Below are 22465 nucleotides of genomic sequence, written 5' to 3'. Positions count from 1 at the left end.
AGGCATGACAGCTGAGCTACTGGTTAATATCACACCGTCTGAAACGCGGGTCGCCTATATCGATGGCGGCATTCTGCAAGAGATTCATATCGAACGCGAATCCAAACGCGGCATCGTCGGCAATATCTATAAAGGGCGCGTCAGCCGCGTCCTGCCGGGGATGCAGGCGGCGTTCGTCGACATCGGCCTGGACAAGGCCGCCTTCCTGCACGCCTCCGACATCATGCCGCATACCGAATGCGTCGCCGGCGACGAGCGGAAAAACTTCCACGTGCGCGACATCGCCGAGCTGGTGCGCCAGGGGCAAGACCTGATGGTGCAGGTGGTGAAAGATCCGCTCGGCACCAAGGGCGCGCGTCTGACTACCGACATTACGCTGCCTTCGCGCTATCTGGTCTTCATGCCGGGCGCGGCGCACGTCGGCGTGTCGCAGCGCATTGAAAGCGAAGCCGAGCGCGAACGCCTGAAGTCCATCGTTGCGCCGCACTGCGACGAGCTGGGCGGTTTTATCATCCGCACCGCGGCGGAGGGCATCGGCGAGGAGGAGCTGGCGCAGGACGCGGCGTTCCTCAAACGCCTGTGGACCAAGGTGATGGAGCGCAAGAAGCGCAACCAGACCAAATACAAGCTGTACGGCGAGCTGGCGCTGGCGCAGCGCATCCTGCGCGACTTCGCCGGCGCGGCGCTGGATCGCATTCGCGTCGATTCGCGGTTGACGCACGATCTGCTGGTGGAGTTTACCGGCGAGTATATCCCGGACATCACCCGCAAGCTGGAGCTGTACACCGGCAGCCAACCGATTTTCGATCTGTACGATGTGGAAAACGAGATCCAGCGCGCGCTGGAGCGCAAGGTGGAGCTGAAGTCCGGCGGCTATCTGATCATCGATCAGACCGAGGCGATGACCACCGTCGACATCAACACCGGCGCCTTCGTCGGCCACCGCAACCTCGATGAAACCATCTTCAATACCAACATCGAGGCGACGCAGGCCATTGCCCGCCAGCTGCGGCTGCGCAACCTGGGCGGCATCATCATTATCGACTTCATCGATATGAACAACGAAGAGCATCGCCGCCGGGTGCTGCACTCGCTGGAGCAGGCGTTGAGTAAAGATCGGGTAAAAACCACGATCAACGGCTTCTCTCAGCTAGGCTTAGTTGAAATGACGCGTAAACGAACGCGTGAAAGCATTGAACATGTGCTCTGTCACGATTGTCCTACTTGCAATGGGCGCGGCACCGTGAAAACGGTGGAAACCGTGTGCTACGAGATTCTGCGCGAAATTGTGCGCGTGCATCACGCCTACGATTCCGATCGCTTCCTGGTGTACGCCTCCGCGGCGGTCGGCGAAGCGCTGAAGAGCGAAGAGTCGCACGCGCTGGCCGAAGTGGAGATCTTCGTCGGCAAACAGGTGAAGGTGCAGATCGAACCGTTGTACAGCCAGGAGCAGTTCGACGTCGTCATGATGTAGCCCGCCCGACATCGGTAGGGGCCCGGCACGCCGGGCCCGTCAGTGCATAGATATTCCCGTTGCCAGGCAGCGGAGCAAGGAGAACTGCGTGAGGCGACTGCCTGGGATTCTGTTAGCAACAGGCGCCACCCTAATTGTGATTGTGGCGCTGCTGATCAGCGGGCTGCGCCTGATGCTGCCGAAGCTGAACGACTACCGCCCGCAACTGCTGGCGCAGGTGGAGAAGCTGTCCGGCGTGCCCGTGCGGATGGATTTCGTGCAGGGCAGCTGGGAAACGTTCGGCCCGCAGCTTGAAATGCGCAACCTGAGCGCTACGCTGCCCAAAAGCGATGTGCATATCGAGCGCGTGACGCTGGCGTTGGACGTGTGGCAGTCGCTGCTGCACTGGCGCTGGCAGTTCCGCGATCTGACCTTCTACCAATTCCGCCTCGACTTGAACGCCACGCTGGGCGGCGACCAGCAGGGCGAAGGCCTTGAGCCGGGCAAGATCAGCGATCTGATGCTGCGCCAGCTCGATCACTTCGATTTGCGCGACAGCCGTATCTCGTTCCTGACGCCCGCCGGCGCGCGCGCCGAATTTGACATTCCCCAGCTGACCTGGCTCAACGGCCGCGATCGCCACCGCGCCGAGGGGCAGATCAGTCTGTCTACGCTGAACGGCCAACACGGCGTGGTGCAGCTGCGCATGGACCTGCGCGATAATCAGGGCCTGCTGGATACCGGCACGGTCTACCTGCAGGCCGATAACATCGACATGAAACCCTGGTTTACCCGCTGGCTGCGCGCCAACACCGGGCTGGAAAGCGCCGACTTCAGCCTGGCGGCCTGGCTGCAGGTGCAGAACGGCCAGATCGCCGGCGGCAATGCGTTGCTCAAGCAGGGGGCGGCCAACTGGGACACCGGCGCCGCGCAGCACCGGCTGGACGTGGATAATCTGGCGCTGTCGCTGCGCCGCCAGGGCACCGGTTGGCAGCTCGACGTGCCGCAACTGCGTTTGAGCACCGACGGCCAGGCCTGGCCGCAGGGCGGGCTTTCCGCGCTGTGGCTGCCGGAAAACACCGAATTCATGGGGCCGGCGCAGAATGAAGAACTGCGTGTGCGCGCGACTGATATTCAGCTGGAGCGTCTGTCGGCGCTGTTGCCGACCTTCTCGTTCCTCAGCCCGGACGTGCTCGACCGCTGGAACGATCTGCAGCCGCAGGGGCAATTGGAAGCGCTGGCGCTGGACATTCCGCTCAAGCAGCCGGAAAAGAGCCGTTTCCAGGCGCTGTGGCGCGATGTCAGCTGGCGGCGTTGGGAACTGCTGCCGGGCGTTAACCACTTCTCTGGGGCGTTGAGCGGCGGGGTGGAGAACGGCCGCCTGACGCTGGGGCTCACCGACAGCACTCTGCCTTACGGCGACATGTTCCGCGCGCCGCTTGAAATCAGCAGCGCGCGTGGCGCGCTGACCTGGCGTTACAACGATCAGGGCTGGGAACTGGCGAGCCAGGGGCTGGACGTCAAGGCGAAGTCGCTGTGGGTCAACGGCGATTTCCGTTATCAGCAGCCGGCCAAGGGCGATCCGTGGCTGAACATCCTGGCGGGCATCCGCCTGTATGACGGCGCCGACGCCTGGCGCTATTTCCCGGAACCGTTGATGGGCAAGCATTTGGTGGACTACCTGAGCGGCGCCATTCAGGGCGGCCAGGTGGATAACGCCACGCTGATTTATTCCGGCGATCCGCAGCACTTCCCGTATCGCAAAAACGAAGGACAGTTCGAAGTCTTCGTACCGCTGCGCCATGCCACCTTCCAGTTCCAACCGGGCTGGCCGGCGCTGACCGATTTGGCGATCGATCTCGATTTCGCCAACGAGGGGCTGTGGATGCATGCGCCGCAAACCCGGTTGGGCAAGGTGGCGGGTAAAAATATCAGCGCGGTGATCCCGGATTACCTGAAAGAGCGATTGCTGATCGACGCCGAAGTCGCAGGTGCGGGCAGCGATGTGCATGACTACTTTATGCAGACGCCGTTGCACGATTCGCTGGGGGCGGCGCTGGAGCAGCTGCAGATCGGCGGCGATGTCAGTGGGCGCTTACATCTGGATATCCCGCTGGACGGCGAGCAGGTCAAAGCCACCGGTGAAGTGGCGCTGAACAATAATTCGTTGCTGATAAAACCGCTGGAAAGCGAGCTGCAGAAGCTCAGCGGCAAATTCCGTTTCAACAACGGCAATCTGGAGAGCGACACCCTGTCGGCCAACTGGTTCGGGCAACCGGTGGCGGTCAACTTCACTACGCAGGAAGGCGAGCGTGACTACAAGGTCAACGTTGGTCTGAAAGGAGACTGGCAGCCGGGCAAGTTCCCCGGCCTGCCGAAAGAGGCCGCCGATGCGCTCAGCGGCAGCGCGCCCTGGCAGAGCCAGGTGGCCATCACGCTGCCGCACCAAGGTTCGGCCAGCTACGATATCGGTCTCGAGGCGGATTTGAAGAAAGTGAGCAGTCACTTACCTTCGCCGTTGGACAAGGCGCCAGGAGAGGCGCTGCCGGTGAACGTCAAGGTCAAAGGCGGTTTGAACGGCTTCATGTTGACCGGCAGCGCGGGCAAACAGAACCGTTTCAACAGTGAATGGAACTTCGATAAAAAACAGGTGAATCTGGCGCGCGCCGCCTGGCAAACCAACGGGGGCGGCACGCCGCCGCTGCCGGCCGGCAAGTCGATGACGCTGAATCTGCCGGCGTTGGACGGTGAGCAGTGGCTGGCGCTGCTCGCGCCGGCGCTGAAACAGGGCGGCGGCAGCGGCCAGGTGGGCGGTTTCAGCTTCCCCACCACCGTGGCGCTGACCACGCCGCAGTTGCTGTTGGGCGGCCAGGCCTGGCATAAGCTGACGCTGTCGGCCGAGAAACAGCTTGGCGCTACCCTCGTGAGCGCCAAGAGCGACGAAGTGGACGGCAGCCTGCGGGTGGCCGATCGCGGGCCGTGGCGCGCCGATATCAATTATCTGTATTACAACCCGCAGTTCGCAGAGACGAAAAACGCGGCGGGCACGCCACCGCCGTCGACCGAAAAAGTTTCCTTCCGCGACTGGCCTTCGCTGATGTTGCGCTGCAAGTCGTGCTGGGTACTGGGGCAGAACCTCGGCAAGGTCGAGGCGGATCTGACTAATCGGGGCGATACTCTGACGCTGGATCACGGCCTGGTCGATACCGGCCAAGGGCGCATGACCGCCACCGGCCTGTGGAAACAAAACGCGCAGGAAGAGCGCAGCTCGCTGAAAGGCAAGCTGCTCGGCGGCAAGATTGATGAAACCGCCGCCTTCTTTGGCATCACCATTCCGCTCAAAGGGGCGCCTTACGACGTGGATTTTGATCTGTACTGGCATGGCACGCCGTGGCAGCCGCGGGTCGATACGTTGAGCGGCGCGTTGCAGGTCAAAATGGGCAAGGGCGAGATCGACAGCATGGGCGGCGGCCGCGCCGGTCAGCTGCTGCGGCTGGTCAGCTTCGACGCTTTGCTGCGCAAGCTGCAGTTCGACTTCAGCGATACCTTCGGCAAAGGCTTCTACTTTGATTCCATCCGCAGTACCGCCTGGCTGAAAGATGGCATAATGCATACTGATAATCTATTGATCGATGGCTTGGCGGCGGATATTGCTATGAGCGGCCAGATCGATTTGGCGCGCCGCCGCATCGATATGGAAGCGGTGGTGGCGCCGGCGATTTCAGCGACCGTCGGCGTGGCCACGGCGTTTGTCGTTAACCCGATCGTCGGCGCGGCGGTGTTCGCCGCCTCGCAGGTGCTGGGGCCGCTGTGGAGCAAGATTTCGCTGATTCGCTACCATATCGGCGGCGATCTCGACCAGCCGAAGATCAATGAGGTACAGCGTAAGTCAAAGGAGGATAAGGCGTCATGAGGAATGCTAACGTTGCGTTGTTGCAGTTGTGCAGTGGCGATCAGGTGCGCGATAACCTGGCCCAGATTGAACAGCAGATTAAGCAGCTCAATGCCGGGGTAAAACTGGTCATGACGCCGGAGAACGCGCTGCTGTTCGCCAACTCCGCAGCCTACCGCCAACAGGCGGAAAAACAGGGCGATGGCCCGCTGCAGAATGCGGTGCGCGAACTGGCGCGCCGCTATGGCGTGTGGTTGCTGGTGGGCTCGATACCGCTCGTCAGCCGTGAGAACCCGGAGCTTATCACCACCAGCAGCCTGTTGTTCGACGAGCAGGGCGAGATCCGCGCCCGCTACGACAAGCTGCACATGTTCGATGTGGACATCAACGACGCGCACGGCCATTACCGCGAGTCGGATACCTACCAGCATGGGCAGCACCTGACGGTGGTGGATACGCCGGTCGGGCGTTTGGGCATGACCATATGCTACGATCTGCGCTTCCCCGCGCTGTTCCAGGCGCTGCGGGCGCAGGGCGCCGAACTGATTTCGGTGCCGGCGGCCTTTACGCGGGTAACCGGCGAGGCGCATTGGGAAATCCTGCTGCGCGCCCGAGCGATCGAGAACCAGTGCATGATCCTGGCGCCGGCGCAGGTGGGGCGCCACGGGCCGACCCGTCGCACCTGGGGCCACACGCTGGCCGTCGACGGCTGGGGCAAGGTACTGGCCGAGAACCCGGACGCCGTGGCGGCACTGAAGGTGCGCGTGGACGCCGCAAGCCTGAAAAATATTCGTGTGCAGATGCCGGTGCTGCAGCACAACCGATTCCAGACGTCGCTGACGGCGCCGTCTGACAAGTTATCCTCCAATCAAGAGTGAAACCATTATGAGTCTGACGTTTGTCAGTGAGCAGTTACTCGCTACCAACAAGCTGAGTCATCAAGACCTGTACTCGGTACTGGGTCAACTGGCAGAACGCCGTATCGACTACGCCGATCTCTATTTTCAGTCCAGCTATCACGAAGCCTGGGTGATCGAGGACGGCATCATCAAGGATGGCTCTTACAATATCGACCAGGGCGTCGGCGTGCGCGCCGTCAGCGGTGAGAAGACCGGGTTCGCCTATGCCGATCAGATCACTCTGAATGCGCTGCAGCAGAGCGCCCAGGCGGCGCGCAGCATCGTGCGCGAGCAGGGCGACGGGCGGGCGCATACCCTGGGCGAAATCGGTTATCGAGCGCTGTACCCGCTGCTCGATCCGCTGCAAAGCCTGCCGCGCGAAGAGAAAATCGCCCTGTTGCACCGCGTCGACAAGGTGGCGCGCGCCGCCGATGCGCGGGTGCAGGAAGTGAACGCCAGCATCACCGGCGTTTACGAGCAGGTGTTGGTGGCCGCCACCGACGGCACGCTGGCGGCGGACGTTCGCCCGCTGGTGCGCCTTTCCGTCAGCGTGCTGGTGGAGCAGGACGGCAAGCGTGAGCGCGGCTCCAGCGGCGGCGGCGGCCGTTTCGGCTATGACTACTTCCTGGAAACCGTCGACGGCGACGTGCGTGCCGATGCCTACGCCAAAGAAGCGGTGCGCATGGCGCTGGTCAACCTCGGCGCGGTAGCGGCGCCGGCCGGCAATATGCCGGTGGTGTTGGGCGCCGGCTGGCCGGGCGTGCTGCTGCACGAAGCGGTGGGCCATGGCCTGGAAGGCGACTTCAACCGGCGCGGCACCTCGGTGTTCAGCGGCCATATGGGCGAGCGGGTGGCGTCTGAGCTGTGTACCGTGGTGGACGACGGCACCCTGCAAGGGCGCCGCGGTTCGCTGGCGATCGACGACGAAGGCGTGCCGGGCCAGTACAACGTGCTGATCGAAAACGGCGTGCTGAAAGGCTACATGCAGGACAAGCTCAACGCGCGCCTGATGGGCGTCGCGCCGACCGGCAACGGCCGCCGCGAGTCCTACGCGCATCTGCCGATGCCGCGCATGACCAACACCTACATGCTGGCGGGTAAATCGACGCCGGAAGAGATCATCGCCAGCGTTGAATACGGCCTGTACGCGCCGAACTTTGGCGGCGGCCAGGTGGATATCACCTCCGGCAAGTTCGTGTTCTCTACCACCGAAGCCTATCTGATCGAGAAGGGCCGCATCACTAAACCGGTGAAGGGGGCGACGCTGATCGGCTCCGGCATCGAGGCGATGCAGCAGATCTCGATGGTCGGCAACGATCTGGCGCTCGATAAAGGCGTGGGCGTGTGCGGCAAAGAAGGCCAGAGCGTGCCGGTGGGCGTCGGCCAACCGACGCTGAAACTGGACACGCTCACCGTCGGCGGCACGGCGTAATTTTTCCTCCAGGGGCCCCGCGTTGGCCCCTCAATCATGCTCCATTTTGCGGCCTTTCTCGCATTCGTAACGCTAAGCGCGGCAGGACGCCGTAGCCTGCACGATATAATGGAATAAAATTGACGTGGCGAAAAAACAGAGCAATACGATGATGACGCGTCTGGCTATACCCGCCCGGCGTTGGCTGCTGGCGCTGGGCGTCCTGTCCCTGACGGGCTGCGCCCGCTCCGATGCGCTGTGGGGCGTGGTCGATAAGCTTTGCATGGCCAATTATCAGCAAAAGCGCGATCCGGCGCCCTGTGAGCAGATTTATATGCCGCAGGGGAAGGCCCAGGGCTTTAGCGTGCTGCAAAATCCGCGTTACCCCTATCATTTTATTCTGGTTCCGACGGCGCCGCTCTCCGGCATCGAAAGCCCGCAGCTGTTGGCCGGGGAACGGACGGACTATTTTGGCTATGCCTGGCTGATGCGTTATCGGCTGGCCGCCGAATATGGCGGGCCGGTGCCGGATGATATGTTGGGCATGGCGATCAACTCCGCATACGGCCGTAGCCAAAACCAATTGCATATTCACCTGACCTGTCTGCGTGAGGACGTGCGGCGTCAATTGCAGGCGGAACGCCCCTACATACAGGAACAATGGCGGCCCTTGCCGGATAAGCTGTTGCGCCACACCTACTACGCGCGCCGCGTGATGCAGCCAACCGCGATGGGCGTTTACCCGATTAAGGATCTGGCGGATTATTTCCATCTGTCGCCGCCGCAGATGGCGGAATATGGCGTGGCGTTAGTGCCCACCACGTTTGGCGGCCAACGGGGGTTTATTTTGCTGGCCTCGAAGCGCGGCTGGGACGTCGGCAACCGCGCTTCGGTAGAGTCGCTGCTGGATAAAGAGTGCGCGATTTTGCCGCGTTAATTTTGCGACATAAAATGACGCAGGTGAGAGCGGCGAAGCATCGCTCTCACCTCGTTGTCCCTACCTGAACCGCGCATCCCGCGCAAACAGAAAAGCGGCTTCCCGCTGGCGAGCATCGGCTTGTGCCTGATCCCCCTGATAGCGCAAGATCATGATCAGCGTGGCGTAGACGTTGGCGTCGATGCGGTGCTGCAGATAGGCATTGGCCCACTGCCGATAGCCGGTCAACAGGGCATCATCGCGCGTTTGGTTATAGACCAGCAGCGCGTGAGATTGCTCGTCGAAGGTTTTGCGCTCCCGGTAGATCCAGGCGGCCGGCGGCGGCATCTGCTCGATGCTGTCGATGTTGGCCAGCATAGTGCGCTCCGACTGAGTGAGCGCCATGCGCCCTTGCCAGGCGAAGGCCGCCATCACCAGCACGCCGAGCGCCGCAAGCGCCACCGGCAGGCTCAGGGTTTTGGCGAACGGCAGTTGGCGGGGCTCGCCGGTTTGGCCGTCCAGCAGCGCCAGCAGCAGCAGAAACGCCAGCCAGTGCGGCGCAGACAGATAGAAAGGGTATTCCAGCTGAGTGTGTATCAGCATCGGCAGCAGCACCAGGAACAGGCCGACGCGCGCACCGTTCGGCTGTTCTCGATCCCGTTGCCAGGCGCTTTTCAGCAGCCGTACGCCGGCGGCAAGGACGATAGCGATACCCGCCAGCGCCGTCAGGCCGCCCTCGACCCACCACAGCAGGATTTCATTGTGCGGATGCCCGGCGACTTCCAGCACTTCTCTCCAGGGCATTGTCTGCAGGCGGAAGTGCGCGAAGCTGTATTCGAAGCCGCCGTAGCCCCAGCCCAGCAGCGGCTTGGCCAGGATCATGGCGCCGACGTCGTGCAGCATGGTCAGGCGCGCGCTGTTGGAGAACTCGCGGTCGAGCAAGACGCCACTTGTCTCCAGACCGAAACCGGTGAACAGCACCGTCAGACCGATCGCGGCGCCCAGCAGCAGCGCGCCGCCGGCCCAGCGGCTTGCGGCCGGGCGTTGGCGGGCAAAGCGCCACAGCAGCAGCGCCGCCGCCAATGCGGCCCCCAACCAGGCGGCGCGCGACTGGATCAGCACCAGCAGGGCGGAGAAAGCGGCCAGCAGCGCGAGCAGCGGGATTTGCCGCCGTGTCGGCGCAGAGAAGGGAGCCAGCAGCAGCCAGAGCGCCAAAGCCAGCCCGGTGGCGATAAAGCTGCCCAGCACGTTCGGCTGCTGAAAGACGCCGTAGACCCGGCCGCCGTTAGGGGATACCCAGGCCAGCGCGGGGGCGAACAGCTGTAAAGCCGCCAACAACGCCTGAATGCCGACGGCAAACAACAGGCCGAACAGCAGCAGCTCGCGCTGCCGGGCGGTGACGCGCAGCTGCAGGCAGGCGACATAGAACAACCAACCGCCGAGCAGGCCGGCGCAGCGCCACAGGGCGTCTTCGCGCCATTCGGGGCGGGTATACAGCAACGGCAGCGCCAGCACGGCGATGCCGAGCAGCAACAGGCGCGCGGTGGGCGTGAGCGAAAGGTGGATGCGACCCAGGCAAACGGTAAACGTCACGATCAGCGTAGTGAGCGCCATGACGCCCCAGGCCAGAATGTTTTGCGGCAGCGCCAGACCGTCGCCGCCCATGTTGGGATGATAGACCGGCAGGACCGCCGCCATCCAGATCAGCAGCAGGGGCAGCACGGCGATGGTCGCTGCGTTAGCGGGAGATTTATCGGCCATGGTTAACCTGCCAAGGCCTGATAGCGTTTATTAAATGCATGCTTTGATTATTCCCTATCCTTTATCCTGGTATTGAAGTGCGTGTAATGTTGAAGTCGACAATGTCTCACGGGAAATTTAAACCGTCTTTATGGTAAAGCGATAAATAATGTTTGCCCTGAGAATGCGCGAGGCTGTTTGCCCAAAGAAAGGTTAAGCCGTATTTTTCACTCGCAAAAGGCATTTTTGTTGTTTGCAAAAACAGACGCGTTATTTTCTCAAATCTATTGTGATTCAGTCAATTTTTAATCTTAATATTATTTTTATTAATTAAAATCAATGTCTTGTCTGTGGTTATCGCGTGTGTGGATATCGAGGGGCATCCCGGCAATGGTCTATATTGGCAGGCAGTGTTAAGAATAAAAGAGGTATCTGCTTGTTTAATTGATGCCGTCAGTGGCGGCGTGAGGGCGGAGATTTACTTCATCGTTTCCCATTGCTGGTTTTTAAATTCAATGTGATTTTCATGGTTTTAATTTTATTAAGATTCTTCCTGTCTTTATCTATTTTTTTAAATTTTCATGAAATAATTTATTATTAGGATTGTTCTGCCGCATTGGAAATAAAAGCGGTTATGACTTGAGCCTCCCGTTGCCGCGGCAGAATACGGACTAACGCGCCTGCCCAAGCGCGTTAATCTCGTCTCTTGTGCGCTTACTCCACGTCGCCGATCCGCTCCAGCGCATCCACCACCAGATCCCAGAATTTATCCTGATCCAGTTTGACCGCGACCTGGGTGTGGCAGTCCGGCGGCGGCGGCGCGCGGAAGTCCGCGACCGTCATGCCCAACGTCAGGGTGCCGGTCAGCTCGATATCCACCGGCACTTTGCGCACCGACATAACGCTCGGATCGATCACGTAGGCCACTGCGCAAGGATCGTGCACCGGCGGGGCGCTGAAGCCCTGCGCCTGTTGGTACATACGGCCAAAGAATGCCAGCAGTTCGCCGACGAAGGTGGCCGGCCGGGTGCCGAGGGCGGCGATACGTTCGCAGACTGCCGGCGTGGCCAGCGCCTGGTGGGTGAGATCCAGCCCGACCATGGTCAGCGGCCATTTTTCATTGAACACGATGTGCGCCGCCTCGGGATCGATTTTGATATTGAACTCCGCCACCGCGCTCCAGTTGCCCACATGATAGCCGCCGCCCATCAGCACCACTTCTTTGACCCGCTCGGCAATGCGCGGCTCTTTACGCACCGCCATGGCGATATTGGTCAGGCCGCCGGTCGGCACCAGCGTCACGCTGCCGGGCGGGTGAGCCATCACGGTCTCAATGATCAGGTCAACCGCGTGGCGCGAGTCCAGCTGCAGGTGGGGTTCCGGCAGCACCGGGCCATCGAGCCCGGAGTCGCCGTGAATGTCGGGCGCCACTTCGATATCGCGCACCAGCGGGCGCGGGCAGCCGGCGGCGAAGGGCACGCCGGTGATGTTGGCGATGCGCGCCACCGCCAGGGCGTTGCGCGTCACTTTGTCCAGCGTTTGGTTACCCACCACGGTGGTGACCGCCAGCAGGTCGATCTGCGGATTGCCCCAGGCCAGCAGCAGGGCGATGGCGTCGTCATGCCCCGGGTCACAGTCCAGTATGATTTTTTTCATGGTTATTCCTGATGCAGGGAGAGGTGCCCGCAGCATAACGCAGCGCAGCGGCGTGGGATAATGCCGATGATGCTTTTGTTAACGGCATCAAAGCCTTGCCATTATTACGATGTAATGAAACGTAAATCCTCATCGCCGGGCTTTACCCTGGAGTTTACTCCAGGGTTTACAGTGAGCTTCAGCGTTAATGCACAGAGGAGAGGCGGGATGAGCTTACTGAAAAGGTTGTTGGGGCAAGGCGGTATTAACGGCGGTCATCGGCGCGCGGGCCACGGCGGTGGCCACCATGGCAACCGCTATAGCCAGCATGGCGAACAGGGGCCGCAGTGCCAGGAATGCCAGGCCGTGAATAAGCCGGGCGCGCGTTATTGTCACCGCTGCGGCCAGCCGTTTGCCGCGGTGAGCGCCACCTGCGGACAGTGCGCCGCGCCGTTGCCGCCGGGCAGCCGCTTTTGTCCGCAGTGCGGCGGCGGTGTGCCGTGAATCGGGGCGGCTGGACGGTCGCGCTGCTGCTCGGCGCCATGGCGCTGTGGACGTTGCTGGCCTGGGGCGTATCCGGCCTGCTGACCTGGCTGCCGACGTTGGCGGAGGCGGCCGGGAACGCAACGTTGCCGGTGAACGGTGCGCTGAGCCTGGTGCCGCAGACGGTGTTGGACGCCTGGCTGCCGTGGCTGAAACAGCTGGGCAGCGGGCTGGCGAGCTATTTTCCTCTGCTGCTGGCCTGGGCGGGCTACGCCGTCTGGCTGCTGTGGGGCATCGGCATGTTGGCGCTGATGCTGCTGGCCGCGTTGGCGCGCCGCTATTTAAGCGCTGCTCAGCGATAGCCCTGATAGACCGCCGCTACGCGTTCGAAATAGTCGGTTAAATAGTTGATGCACACCTGTACCTTCAGCGGCAGTTTGTCCTTCTCGGTATAGAGCGCGTAGATCGGCCGCGGATCCGAATGGTAGCTTTTGAACAGGATCTCGATCTCGCCGCGTTTGATCTCTTCGATCACCCACATCAGCGGGGCGTAGGCGATGCCGGCGCCGTTTTTCAGCCAACGGATCATGGTGGAGGAGTCGTTGGTGACGAAGCGCCCCTGCGGGGAAATGCGCGTGGTGATGCCTTCCGGCGACATCAGTTCGAATTCGCTGTCGGGCCGCACGCTGTACTCCAGCCAGGAAAAGTTGACCATGTCGCTCGGCTTCTGCGGCGTGCCGTGCTGGCTCAGGTAGCTTTTGGCGGCGCACACCACCATCGGCATCTGCCCCAGGCGGCGCGAGAACAGACTCGAGTCTTGCAGCGCGCCGGTGCGGATCACCAGATCCAGACCGTCGGTGATGAGATCCGGCGCCGGTATGCCGGTCACCAGGTTGACCGTCAGACCCGGGTACTCTTTCATCATCTCGGCGGTCATGTTCGCCAGCACGTTTTGCGCCATGGTGGACGAGCTGCCGATGCGCAGCGTGCCGGCGGGCGTATTGTTAAACGCGTACAGCTGCTCATGCACTTCGCTGACTTCCTGCAGCATGCGTCGGCAGCCCTGATAGTAAATCTTGCCGGCCTCGGTCAGGCCGATGCTGCGCGTGCTGCGGTTCAACAGCTTGACCTGCAGCTCATTTTCCAGTTTCGAGACGGTTTGGCTGATCGATGAAACGCTCATGTCGAGCTGACGCGCGGCCGCGGTAAACGACCCGAACTCAACCACTTTGGCGAATACCGACATGCGTTTTAATCTTTCCATTATTCACTCTGGCTTAAAAGTGATTTAGATCACAGATTGTTGATGCCTTGATAGTAAGCAGGCTAATATAACGTGGTCGGGTGAATAGACCTCACCAACGTGCGAGAGCGAGCGGCGACGTCATCCTGCCGCTCCTCCGGCACCCTCGCAATCCCTGTCGTGGATGTCTGCCCCAAAGTTTAACCTTTTTTCGGGTTCGTGACCTGGACAAGCTGCCTGGTCAAGATTTGTGGCGCGCGCACGCTAAAATGTAAAGAGAATGTGAATGGCGAGACCTGTCTTTCCCCGGCGCAGTGAACAATAAGGAAAAAGTGATGAGTTTGCTTCCGGTTATGGTCATCTTCGGACTGTCGTTTCCGCCGGTGTTTTTCGAGCTGCTGGTGTCGCTGGCGCTGTTTTTTCTTTTGCGCCGCCTGCTGCAGCCGACGGGGATTTACGATTTTGTCTGGCATCCGGCGCTGTTTAATACCGCGCTGTATTGCTGCTTGTTTTATCTGATTTCGTGTCTTTTTGTTTGAGGTCGCTGTGAAAAATTTTTCGATAAAAATAACCCGAATCGCGATCACTTTGATTCTTGTGCTGCTGGGCATTGCCGCGGTATTCAAGGCCTGGGTGTTCTACACCGAGTCGCCGTGGACGCGTGACGCCAAGTTCACCGCCGACGTGGTGGCGATCGCGCCGGACGTCAGCGGCCTGCTGACCGACGTGCCGGTACTGGACAACCAACTGGTCAAGAAAGGCCAGGTGCTGTTCGTGGTCGATCGGCCGCGTTATGAGCAGGCCTTGGCGGAAGCCGGCGCCGACGTCGCCTACTATCAGACGCTGGCGGCGGAAAAACGGCGTGAGGCCGGCCGCCGCGTGAAGTTGGGCGTGCAGGCGATGTCGCAGGAAGAGATTGACCAGTCGAACAACTCGCTGCAGACCGTGCAGCACCAGCTGGCGAAGGCCATTGCGGCTCGCGAGCTGGCGCAGTTGGATCTGGAGCGCACCACGGTGCGCGCCCCGGCCGATGGCTGGATCACCAACCTCAACGTACACGCCGGTGAATACATCACCCGCGGGTCGGTCGCGGTGGCGCTGGTGAAGAAAGATTCCTTCTACATCCTGGCGTACCTGGAAGAGACCAAGCTGAACGGCCTGAATAAGGGCGATCGCGCGGAGATTACCCCGCTCGGCAGCAACCGCATCATGCATGGCACCGTCGATAGCGTGGCGGCGGCGGTGAACAATAGCAGCAGCACGGTGAACAACAAAGGGTTGGCCTCGATCGACAGCAACCTGGAGTGGGTGCGCCTGGCGCAGCGCGTGCCGGTGAAGATCCTGCTGGACGCCAAGGACCAACAGCATCCGTACCCGGCCGGCACCACCGCCACCGTGGTGATCGTCGGCAAGAACGATCGCAATGCCGACAGCGGCTCGCCTTTTGTGCGCCTGATGCACCGGCTGCGTGAGTTCGGCTAATGAGCAGCCCAACCTTTATCCGGCTGAGATTTGCCTTCAAACTCAGCTTCGCGATTGTGTTTGCGCTGTTCGTCGGCTTCCATCTCAATCTGGAAACCCCGCGCTGGTCGGCGATGACCGCCGCCATCGTCGCCGCCGGCCCGGCCTTTGCCGCCGGCGGTGAACCCTTCTCCGGCGCCATTCGCCATCGCGGCTGGCTGCGCATCATCGGCACCTTTATCGGCTGCTTCGTCGGCCTGCTCATCATCATCACCACCGCCCGCGCGCCGGTAGTGATGCTGATGCTGTGCTGCATGTGGGCCGGTTTCTGCACCTGGCTCTCTTCGCTTATCAAGGTGGAGAACTCCTACGCCTGGGGGCTGGCCGGCTATACCGCGCTGATCATCATCGTGACGGTCGCCACCAGCGAGGCCCACCTGCTGGAAGCGCCGCAGTTCGCCATCGAGCGTTGCAGCGAGATCGTGCTGGGGATCGTCAGCGCCGTGTTGGCCGATCTGCTGTTTTCGCCGCGTTCGATCAAGCAGGACATCGATCGGGCGGTGGATAAGCTGCTGGTGGATCAATACCGCCTGATGCAGATGTGCATCAGCCATGCCGATAAAGAGGACATCGACCGCGCCTGGAGCAATCTGGTGAAGAGCACCACGGCGCTGGACGGCATGCGCAACAACCTGATGATGGAATCCTCGCGCTGGCAGAAGGTCAACCGACGGGTGAAAGCGCTGCATACCCTGTCGCTGACGCTGATCACCCAGGCCTGTGAAACCTATCTGATCTTGTTGAATCACCCGGAGGCGCTGAAAGAAAGTTTGCGGGAACAGCTGATGGTTCCGGCGGAGACCCCGCAGGAGATCCACAAGCGCATGAAGCTGTTGCGTCAGGTGCTGACCACGCATCGCTCCGAGGAAACGCTGCCGACCATCACCGGCTGGGTCGGCGCGGCGACGCGCTACCTGCTGCTGTCGAAAGGCGTGCACACCAACTGCAGCATCAGCGCGGTGGAAGAGGGCGTCTTGAGCAATGAAACCGTGGTCAAGCCGACCTCGGCGGAAGGGCATCACGCGATGATCAACGGTCTGCGCACCTTTGTGGCGACGGCCTTCGGCTGCCTGCTGTGGCTGTGGACCGGCTGGACGTCCGGCAGCGGTTTTATGGTGATCATTGCGGTGATCACCTCGCTGGCGATGCGCACCCCGGCGCCGCGCATGGTGGCGATGGATTTCGTGCTGGGCATGCTGGCGGCAATCCCGGTCGGTTCTCTGTTCTTCATGGTGATCCTGCCGGCGACCCAGCAGAGCATTTTGCTGCTGTGTCTCAGCCTTGGCCTGCTGGCGTTTTTCATCGGCATCGAGGTGCAGAAGCGGCGGCTCGGTTCGCTGGGGCTGTTGGCGGGGACCATCAACATTCTGGTGCTGAGCAACCCGATGGAGTTCAACGTGACCCAGTTTCTCGACGGGGCGCTGGGCCAGTTCCTCGGCAGTTGTGTCGGGCTGATGGTGCTGCTGCTGATCCGCGATAATTCGCGCGAACGCACCGGCCGCACGTTGCTCAACCAGTTCGTCAGCAGCGCGGTGTCGGCGCTGACCACCAAGGCGGCGCGCCGTCGGCAAAACCACCTGCCTGCGCTGTATCAGCAGCTTAACCAGCTGCTGATGATGTTCCCGAACGACATTGCCAAGTATCGTCTGGCGCTGAACCTGATCATCGCCCACCAGCGCATGCAGCGAGCGGAAATTCCGGCCAGCGAAGAGCTGTCGGCCTTCCACCGCCAGATCCGCAGCACCGCCGATCGGGTGGTCTCCGCCAAGAACGACGTCAAGCGCGCCTACTACTACGATCGCTTGCTGGGCGAAATGAACGAGTACCAACAGAAGCTGGTCGACAATCAGGCGCCGCTCAGCGTCACCGGGCCGGTGAAACGCCTGGCCGACATGCTGCACCGCTATCGCCACGCCTTGATCGATTGATGCGTTCCCTCCTGTTGCGCCGCGCTGTGCGGCGCCTTCCCTGACTATACTGTAAGCAGTCGTTGTTCGGCGGGCCGTCTCAGAGCAGGCGGCTCGTTTTCAGAGAGACTCCGAGTGCCAGAACGGCTGGAAAGTGGCATCATTGACATGAATGGATGAAACCCTCACCGCCGCGAAAACGCAACGTGTCGGTCATCTTAGTTTCATCCAGGTCGACTATATACCTAACTAGCCTGGGGGAGCTGCGGCGCCTCCGGCGGCATAATTTCAGGGAATGTCATGAACAAGCGGATTCTGTTGGCGATTGTCATCGCCGTGGTCATCGCCGTCTTCAGCGCGTTGCGCGGCAACGAGCACCGTGCGATTGGCGGCAATGCGGCGGTGGTGCAAGCGCCGGCGGGGCAGCAACAGAGCATCGATCGGCTCACGCAGCAGCAAACGGTGGTGAGTTACCTGCAGCAGCATCAGCGGCTGCCGGATTATTACATCACCAAGAAGCAGGCGCGCGAGCGGGGCTGGGACCCGCGTTCAGGCAACCTCTGTTCGGTATTGCCGGGCAAGGCGATTGGCGGCGATCGATTTTCTAACCGTGAAGGGCAACTGCCGAGCGCCGGCGGCCGGGTCTGGCGTGAAGCGGACATCAATTACCAGTGTGGCCGGCGCGGCGCCGATCGCCTGCTGTATTCGAGCGACGGTCTGATCTTCGTCTCGCGTGACCATTACAAAAACTTCATTCGTGTGGAGTGAGTTTGATGGCAAAAGTAGAGTTTGATTTTGAGCAGATCCATGATGTGCCGGCCTTCTACCGCGATTTCGCGCATAAGTTTGCGCTGGACGAGGGGTTTGGCGCCAACCTCGACGCGCTGTGGGACGTGGTGACCGGCGATATCGGTCTGCCGGTGGAAATCGAGTTCACCCACCTCAATGCCCGCAGCAAGCGTCGTTTTGGCGCGATCATTCTGCTGTTTGAAGAAGCGGAAGAAGAGCTGGAAGGCAGCCTGCGTTTCAATATCCGCGAAAGCAGCGGCGAACCGGCGCATCACCGGGGATGAAACGGGTTCATCCCGGGATGGCGGCGGCGCTTAGTCAGCCGCTTCGGCCAGCTCGCGCAGGTATTGGAAGATCTGGCGGTAAGCCTTAGGCGGCTTGTTGGCGGCCTTCTCTTTCTGCGCATTGCGCACCAGTGAACGCAGCTGTTGACGATCGGCGGCCGGATACAGATCCAGGATCGACGGAATGACGTCATCGCCTTCTTCCACCAGGCGGTCGCGCAGCGCTTCCAGCTTATGGAACAGCGAAACCTGCTGGTTGTGGCGGTTTTTCAGCTTGTCGAGCGCGGTCTGGATCGGCTCGATATCGCGGGCGCGCAGCATCTTGCCGATCAGCTGCAGCTGACGGCGACGGCCTTCTTTCTTGATCTTCTGCGCCAGCTCGATGGCGGCGCGCAAATCTTCGTCCAACGGAATGCGATCCAGCGCGTTTTTGCCCAGATCGACCATTTCGGCCCCCAGGTCTTTCAGCGCTTCGGCATCACGTTTAATTTCACTTTTACTGACCCAGATAATCTCGTCATCGTCCTCGTTTTCATTCTCCGGGACATCGTCGAGCCAGTCTTCAGGCTGTTTGTTCATGGTAGGCTCCGTTAAAAAGAGGCTAATCCTAACAGGTTGTCCGGCAACCCGCCAATTGAGTGCCCTGAGCAAACTGAGTATAGCTGCCGCGCTGGGGCATTATCATGTCTAGGTTCCTGTCCTCTGAATTCATGCTGTTGTTTTTATCATCATGTTTGTATAAAATTTTATACAAAAGGAGGTGGTATTCATGGATGATGGCATCGAGAAAGCCATTGATTGGCGCGGTTCATCGTTAGAGGATTTGTTGGCCTTTCCAATAGATGCGCGAAAAGCGGCAGGATTTGAACTGAGTAAAGTGCAAAGAGGTTTGGAGCCCGGTAATTGGAAAACGATGACCAGTTGTGGAAGTGGCGTTATCGAAATCCGTTTATATGCCATCGGCGGAGCGTTCAGGGTGGTCTATGTGGCAAAGTTTAGCGAAGCGATCTACGTTCTGCACAGCTTTCAAAAGAAGGCGGAGAAAACCAGCCGCCACGATATTCAGATAATCAAAGCGCGTTATGACGCGGTCATTAATGAGCGGAGTAAAGGTCATGACCAAGCCGATTGATACCGGTTCGCGCCACATTACGCCAGCAGGCGGCAATGTGTTTGCGGATTTGGGGTTTTCCGACGATGAGGCTCGGCAATTGCAAGCACAGTCCAATGCGGAGATTGCGCAGCTTATCGCACTAAAAAAACAGCTGATGGGAGAGATCAGCGCGTGGATTGAGGAAGAAGGCTATCGCCAGGAAGAGGCGGCGCGTTATCTGCACACTTCCCGGCCGCGCGTGTCCGACGTGGTGAATCAGAAAACCGAGAAATTTACGTTGGATGCGCTGGTCAACATGATGGCGAATATCGGCAAGTCGGTAAAACTTATCGTCGAGTGACGCGCGAGTTTTGTATTTTATCCCGGCCTTACCGTTCGGCTTTATGCGAAATTCAACGCGGTTCCTGTTAGACTCAACGGCAGAGATCTCAGGATTTTTGCGCGCCGCCCCGCGTGCACAACTACGCCGCTCCGGCACTTTTCTCAACGATTTTCTGATTAATTATGGCAGATTGATGAAAGTAGTCACTCAAGTTGCAGAACAGCGCAAGGCGCTGGAACAGGCCGTTTCTCAGGCTCTGGAGCTGGCACGCGCCGGTTCCGACGCGGCGGAAGTCGCGGTCACCAAATCGACCGGCATCAGCGTCAGCACCCGCTTCGGCGAGGTGGAAAACGTCGAGTTCAACAGCGATGGCGCGCTGGGCATCACCGTGTATCACCGTCAGCGCAAAGGCAGCGCCTCTTCCACCGATCTCAGCCCGGATGCCATCGCCCGCACCGTACAGGCGGCGCTGGACATCGCGCGTTACACCTCTGAAGATCCCTGCGCCGGCCCGGCGGAGAAAGATTTGTTGGCGTTTGAGGCGCCGGATCTCGATCTGTTCCACCCGACCGAGCTGGACGCCGAGCGCGGCATCGAGCTGGCGGCGCGCGCCGAGCAGGCTTCGCTGGCGGCGGACAAACGCATTACCAACACCGAAGGCGGCAGCTTCAACAGCCACTACGGCATCAAGGTGTTCGGCAACAGCCACGGCATGCTGCAAAGCTACTGTTCCAGCCGTCATTCGCTGTCCAGCTGCGTCATTGCGGAGCAGGACGGCGACATGGAGCGGGATTACGCTTACACCATCGGCCGTGCGATGGGCGATCTGCACAGCCCCGAGTGGGTGGGGCAGGAGTGCGCCCGCCGCACGCTGGCGCGTCTCGCGCCGCGTAAACTGTCGACTATGAAGGCGCCGGTGCTGTTCGCCTCCGAAGTGGCCACCGGGCTGTTCGGCCATCTGGTGGGGGCCATCAGCGGCAGCAGCGTCTACCGCAAATCCACTTTCCTGCTGGACGCGCTCGGTAAGCAGATCCTGCCGTCGTGGCTGACCGTCGAGGAACACCCGCATCTGCTGAAAGGGCTGGCGTCAACGCCGTTCGACAGCGAGGGCGTGCGCACCCAACGGCGCGATATCGTCAAGGATGGCGTGCTGCAAACCTGGCTGATGACCAGCTACTCGGCGCGCAAGCTGGGCCTGCACAGCACCGGCCATGCCGGCGGCATCCATAACTGGCGCATTGCCGGGCAGGGCGCAGACTTCGCCGGCATGCTGAAACAGCTTGGCACCGGCCTGGTGGTCACCGAATTGATGGGCCAGGGCGTCAGCGGCGTCACCGGCGATTATTCTCGCGGCGCCGCCGGTTTTTGGGTGGAAAATGGCGAGATCCAGTACCCGGTCAGCGAGATCACCATCGCCGGCAACCTGAAAGACATGCTGCGCAACATCGTCAGCGTCGGCAGCGATATCGAAACCCGCAGCAATATCCAGTGCGGTTCGGTGCTGCTGCCGGAAATGAAGATCGCCGGCCAGTGATCCTCTGTGCGGTCGGCGCCCGCCGGCCGCGCGTTATCCCGCCTCAACCTTGCTTACAAATCTCCGGTTTCGATTTTGCCCGGCCTTGCCTATGGTAGCGGTGGGTTAACTAAAACAATAACTGGAAGGTGAGCAAACATGCAGAATACCCTGAAAGCGCTGGCGGCGTTGACGCTGCTGGCGGCCAGTTCGCTGGCGGCCGCCGCCGATCTGGGCGACGATATGGACACCCTGGCGGAAAACTACAAAACGGTGCTGAATACCGACTCCGCCGCCACCCTCAAACAGAGCCTGCAGAACATGCGCGCCGCCGCGCAGGATGCCAAGCAGGGTACTCCGCCGAAACTGGAGAGCAAAACCGCCGACAGCCCGGAGATGAAAGATTTCCGCAGCGGGTTGGATACCCTGATCGGCCAGATCGATCAGGCGCTGGCGCTGGCCAATCAGGGCAAAGTCGCCGAAGCCAAGCAGCTGGCGCAGGGCTTCAAGCAGACCCGCGACGCCAACCACAAGAAATTCCGCTAACCCGTCAACCGTCGCGCCCGTCTTCCGTCAGATAGGAGGAGGGCGCCTGCCCCAGCACGCGGCGAAACATGGTTGAAAACGCCGCGCTGCTGTCATATCCCATCTCCATGGCCACCTGCGTCACGCTGCGCCCTTCGGCCAGCAGCGCCAACGCCAGCACCACGCAGGCGCGCTGACGCCATTGCGAAAAAGGCAGGCCGGTCTGCGCGCGAAAGAAGCGGCTGAAGGTGCGAATGCTCATGTACAGACGAGGGGCCCATTGCTGCGCGGAGTCGTGGGCGTCGGGGTGCTGCAAAAAGGCGCGGCACAGCTCGCCCAGCCGAGGATCGGCGGGCAGCGGGATGTGCAACGGCAAGGGTTGCAGCCGGGCCAGCTCGTGCAGCAGCAGCGTCGCCAGCGCCCCGTCGCGTCCCTCCCGCTCATACTCCAGCGGCATGTCCACCGCCGCCATCAACAGTTGGCGCATCAGCGGGGTGACGCTAACCACCTGGCAAACCTGAGGCTGTTCGGCGGGCAACGCGCCCGGTTCGAGGTACAGACTGCGGGTAGTGACGCCGACCATTCTCACCGCGTGCGGCATCTGTGGCGGCAGCCACACCGCGTGCTGCGGCGGGACGATCCAATTGCCTTGCTGCGTGAAAACGTGCATGACGCCGGTGGCGCCGTACAGCAACTGCGCGCGCCGGTGGCTGTGCATCGGCAGCAAATGCCCCGGCGGATAATCGGTGCCGATGGCGATTACCGCGCGCGCTACGTGGTCGATGTCATCAATGCGGACGTTGCGCATGTGTCCCCTT

Annotated in this window: 21 protein-coding genes; 16 read left to right on the top strand and 5 right to left on the bottom strand. The window is 61.0% G+C overall.

The genetic code is table 11. From position 1 onward, the window contains the following. Positions 1-4 precede the first annotated feature (4 nt). The 5 genes from rng to ACMGG9_RS21045 all read left to right on the top strand — a co-directional run bounded on the left by rng (position 5) and on the right by ACMGG9_RS21045 (position 8592). Positions 5-1474: a ribonuclease G gene (gene rng / locus ACMGG9_RS21065; protein WP_019453170.1), complete on the top strand. Its 1470-nt coding sequence runs from the start codon at positions 5-7 to the stop codon at positions 1472-1474. A gap of 88 nt (positions 1475-1562) precedes the next feature. Continuing rightward, complete coding sequence (gene yhdP / locus ACMGG9_RS21060; protein ID WP_369606073.1) at positions 1563-5366, top strand: AsmA2 domain-containing protein YhdP; 3804 nt, start codon at positions 1563-1565, stop codon at positions 5364-5366. After that, the gene (gene nit1 / locus ACMGG9_RS21055) at positions 5363-6223 is read left to right on the top strand and encodes a deaminated glutathione amidase (RefSeq protein ID WP_414161703.1); all 861 of its coding nucleotides are present in this window, start codon (positions 5363-5365) and stop codon (positions 6221-6223) included. Before yhdP ends, nit1 begins: the two co-directional genes overlap by 4 nt. 7 nt (positions 6224-6230) lie before the next feature. Further along, a complete protein-coding gene (tldD, locus tag ACMGG9_RS21050) occupies positions 6231-7676 on the top strand; it encodes a metalloprotease TldD (protein WP_033651236.1) in 1446 nt (481 codons plus the stop codon). Positions 7677-7827: 151 nt separating this feature from the next. Continuing rightward, positions 7828-8592 (top strand): CDP-diacylglycerol diphosphatase, encoded by a 765-nt coding sequence (locus ACMGG9_RS21045; RefSeq protein WP_033644908.1) that lies wholly within the window; start codon positions 7828-7830, stop codon positions 8590-8592. A 60-nt stretch (positions 8593-8652) separates the two neighbouring features. On the opposite strand, the gene ACMGG9_RS21040 is transcribed toward ACMGG9_RS21045, so the two are convergent. After that, positions 8653-10332: a Wzy polymerase domain-containing protein gene (locus ACMGG9_RS21040; RefSeq protein WP_414161702.1), complete on the bottom strand. Its 1680-nt coding sequence runs from the start codon at positions 10330-10332 to the stop codon at positions 8653-8655. A gap of 693 nt (positions 10333-11025) precedes the next feature. Continuing rightward, positions 11026-11967: a nucleoside hydrolase gene (locus ACMGG9_RS21035; RefSeq protein ID WP_047026566.1), complete on the bottom strand. Its 942-nt coding sequence runs from the start codon at positions 11965-11967 to the stop codon at positions 11026-11028. 207 nt (positions 11968-12174) lie between these two features. On the opposite strand from ACMGG9_RS21035, the gene ACMGG9_RS21030 reads away from it, so the two are divergent. Both ACMGG9_RS21030 and ACMGG9_RS21025 read left to right on the top strand, forming a co-directional pair. Continuing rightward, positions 12175-12450 carry a zinc ribbon domain-containing protein gene (locus ACMGG9_RS21030; RefSeq protein ID WP_042785447.1) on the top strand — a complete coding sequence of 92 codons (276 nt, stop codon included), beginning with the start codon at positions 12175-12177 and terminating at the stop codon, positions 12448-12450. After that, complete coding sequence (locus ACMGG9_RS21025) at positions 12447-12791, top strand: hypothetical protein (protein ID WP_042785446.1); 345 nt, start codon at positions 12447-12449, stop codon at positions 12789-12791. Before ACMGG9_RS21030 ends, ACMGG9_RS21025 begins: the two co-directional genes overlap by 4 nt. Here ACMGG9_RS21025 and aaeR read toward each other — a convergent pair. Next, positions 12782-13693, bottom strand: a complete 912-nt coding sequence (aaeR, locus tag ACMGG9_RS21020) for an HTH-type transcriptional activator AaeR (RefSeq protein ID WP_004936950.1) — start codon at positions 13691-13693, stop codon at positions 12782-12784. The two genes, ACMGG9_RS21025 and aaeR, sit on opposite strands and share 10 nt — an antisense overlap. A gap of 314 nt (positions 13694-14007) precedes the next feature. On the opposite strand from aaeR, the gene aaeX reads away from it, so the two are divergent. The 5 genes from aaeX to ACMGG9_RS20995 all read left to right on the top strand — a co-directional run bounded on the left by aaeX (position 14008) and on the right by ACMGG9_RS20995 (position 18173). Continuing rightward, positions 14008-14211: a p-hydroxybenzoic acid efflux pump operon protein AaeX gene (gene aaeX, locus ACMGG9_RS21015; RefSeq protein WP_004936952.1), complete on the top strand. Its 204-nt coding sequence runs from the start codon at positions 14008-14010 to the stop codon at positions 14209-14211. A gap of 7 nt (positions 14212-14218) precedes the next feature. Further along, entirely contained in the window at positions 14219-15154 is a 936-nt protein-coding gene (aaeA, locus tag ACMGG9_RS21010; protein ID WP_414161701.1) for a p-hydroxybenzoic acid efflux pump subunit AaeA, read from the top strand. After that, complete coding sequence (gene aaeB, locus ACMGG9_RS21005) at positions 15154-17121, top strand: p-hydroxybenzoic acid efflux pump subunit AaeB (protein ID WP_099783905.1); 1968 nt, start codon at positions 15154-15156, stop codon at positions 17119-17121. The genes aaeA and aaeB overlap by 1 nt, the downstream gene beginning before the upstream one ends. Before the next feature lie 279 nt (positions 17122-17400). Continuing rightward, positions 17401-17868, top strand: a complete 468-nt coding sequence (locus tag ACMGG9_RS21000) for a ribonuclease (RefSeq protein WP_182074433.1) — start codon at positions 17401-17403, stop codon at positions 17866-17868. A gap of 5 nt (positions 17869-17873) precedes the next feature. Next, on the top strand, positions 17874-18173 hold the full coding sequence (locus ACMGG9_RS20995; RefSeq protein WP_182074434.1) for a barstar family protein: 300 nt from the start codon (positions 17874-17876) through the stop codon (positions 18171-18173). A 30-nt stretch (positions 18174-18203) separates the two neighbouring features. Here ACMGG9_RS20995 and yjgA read toward each other — a convergent pair whose 3' ends face one another. Then, the gene (gene yjgA / locus ACMGG9_RS20990; protein WP_004936968.1) at positions 18204-18752 is read right to left on the bottom strand and encodes a ribosome biogenesis factor YjgA; all 549 of its coding nucleotides are present in this window, start codon (positions 18750-18752) and stop codon (positions 18204-18206) included. Between the two features lie 190 nt (positions 18753-18942). Between yjgA and ACMGG9_RS20985 the strand changes: the two genes are divergently transcribed. The 4 genes from ACMGG9_RS20985 to cybC all read left to right on the top strand — a co-directional run bounded on the left by ACMGG9_RS20985 (position 18943) and on the right by cybC (position 21668). Then, positions 18943-19305: a type II toxin-antitoxin system RelE/ParE family toxin gene (locus ACMGG9_RS20985; RefSeq protein ID WP_033651242.1), complete on the top strand. Its 363-nt coding sequence runs from the start codon at positions 18943-18945 to the stop codon at positions 19303-19305. Next, a complete protein-coding gene (locus ACMGG9_RS20980) occupies positions 19289-19627 on the top strand; it encodes a helix-turn-helix domain-containing protein (RefSeq protein WP_197782258.1) in 339 nt (112 codons plus the stop codon). The genes ACMGG9_RS20985 and ACMGG9_RS20980 overlap by 17 nt, the downstream gene beginning before the upstream one ends. A 175-nt stretch (positions 19628-19802) precedes the next feature. Further along, positions 19803-21143 (top strand): metalloprotease PmbA, encoded by a 1341-nt coding sequence (pmbA, locus tag ACMGG9_RS20975; protein WP_042785444.1) that lies wholly within the window; start codon positions 19803-19805, stop codon positions 21141-21143. A gap of 138 nt (positions 21144-21281) precedes the next feature. Further along, positions 21282-21668, top strand: coding sequence for a cytochrome b562 (gene cybC / locus ACMGG9_RS20970; RefSeq protein WP_414161700.1), 387 nt, complete (start codon positions 21282-21284; stop codon positions 21666-21668). Positions 21669-21672: 4 nt separating this feature from the next. Here the strand turns inward: cybC and ACMGG9_RS20965 are convergent, their stop codons facing one another. Continuing rightward, positions 21673-22455: an AraC family transcriptional regulator gene (locus ACMGG9_RS20965; protein WP_033644472.1), complete on the bottom strand. Its 783-nt coding sequence runs from the start codon at positions 22453-22455 to the stop codon at positions 21673-21675. Between the last annotated feature and the right edge of the window lie 10 nt (positions 22456-22465).

Source organism: Serratia sp. BNK-10, from assembly GCF_047456065.1.
Classification (GTDB): domain Bacteria; phylum Pseudomonadota; class Gammaproteobacteria; order Enterobacterales; family Enterobacteriaceae; genus Serratia; species Serratia ureilytica.
Note: the sequence above shows the minus strand (reverse complement) of the source record. Positions and strands in the feature narration are given on the sequence as shown.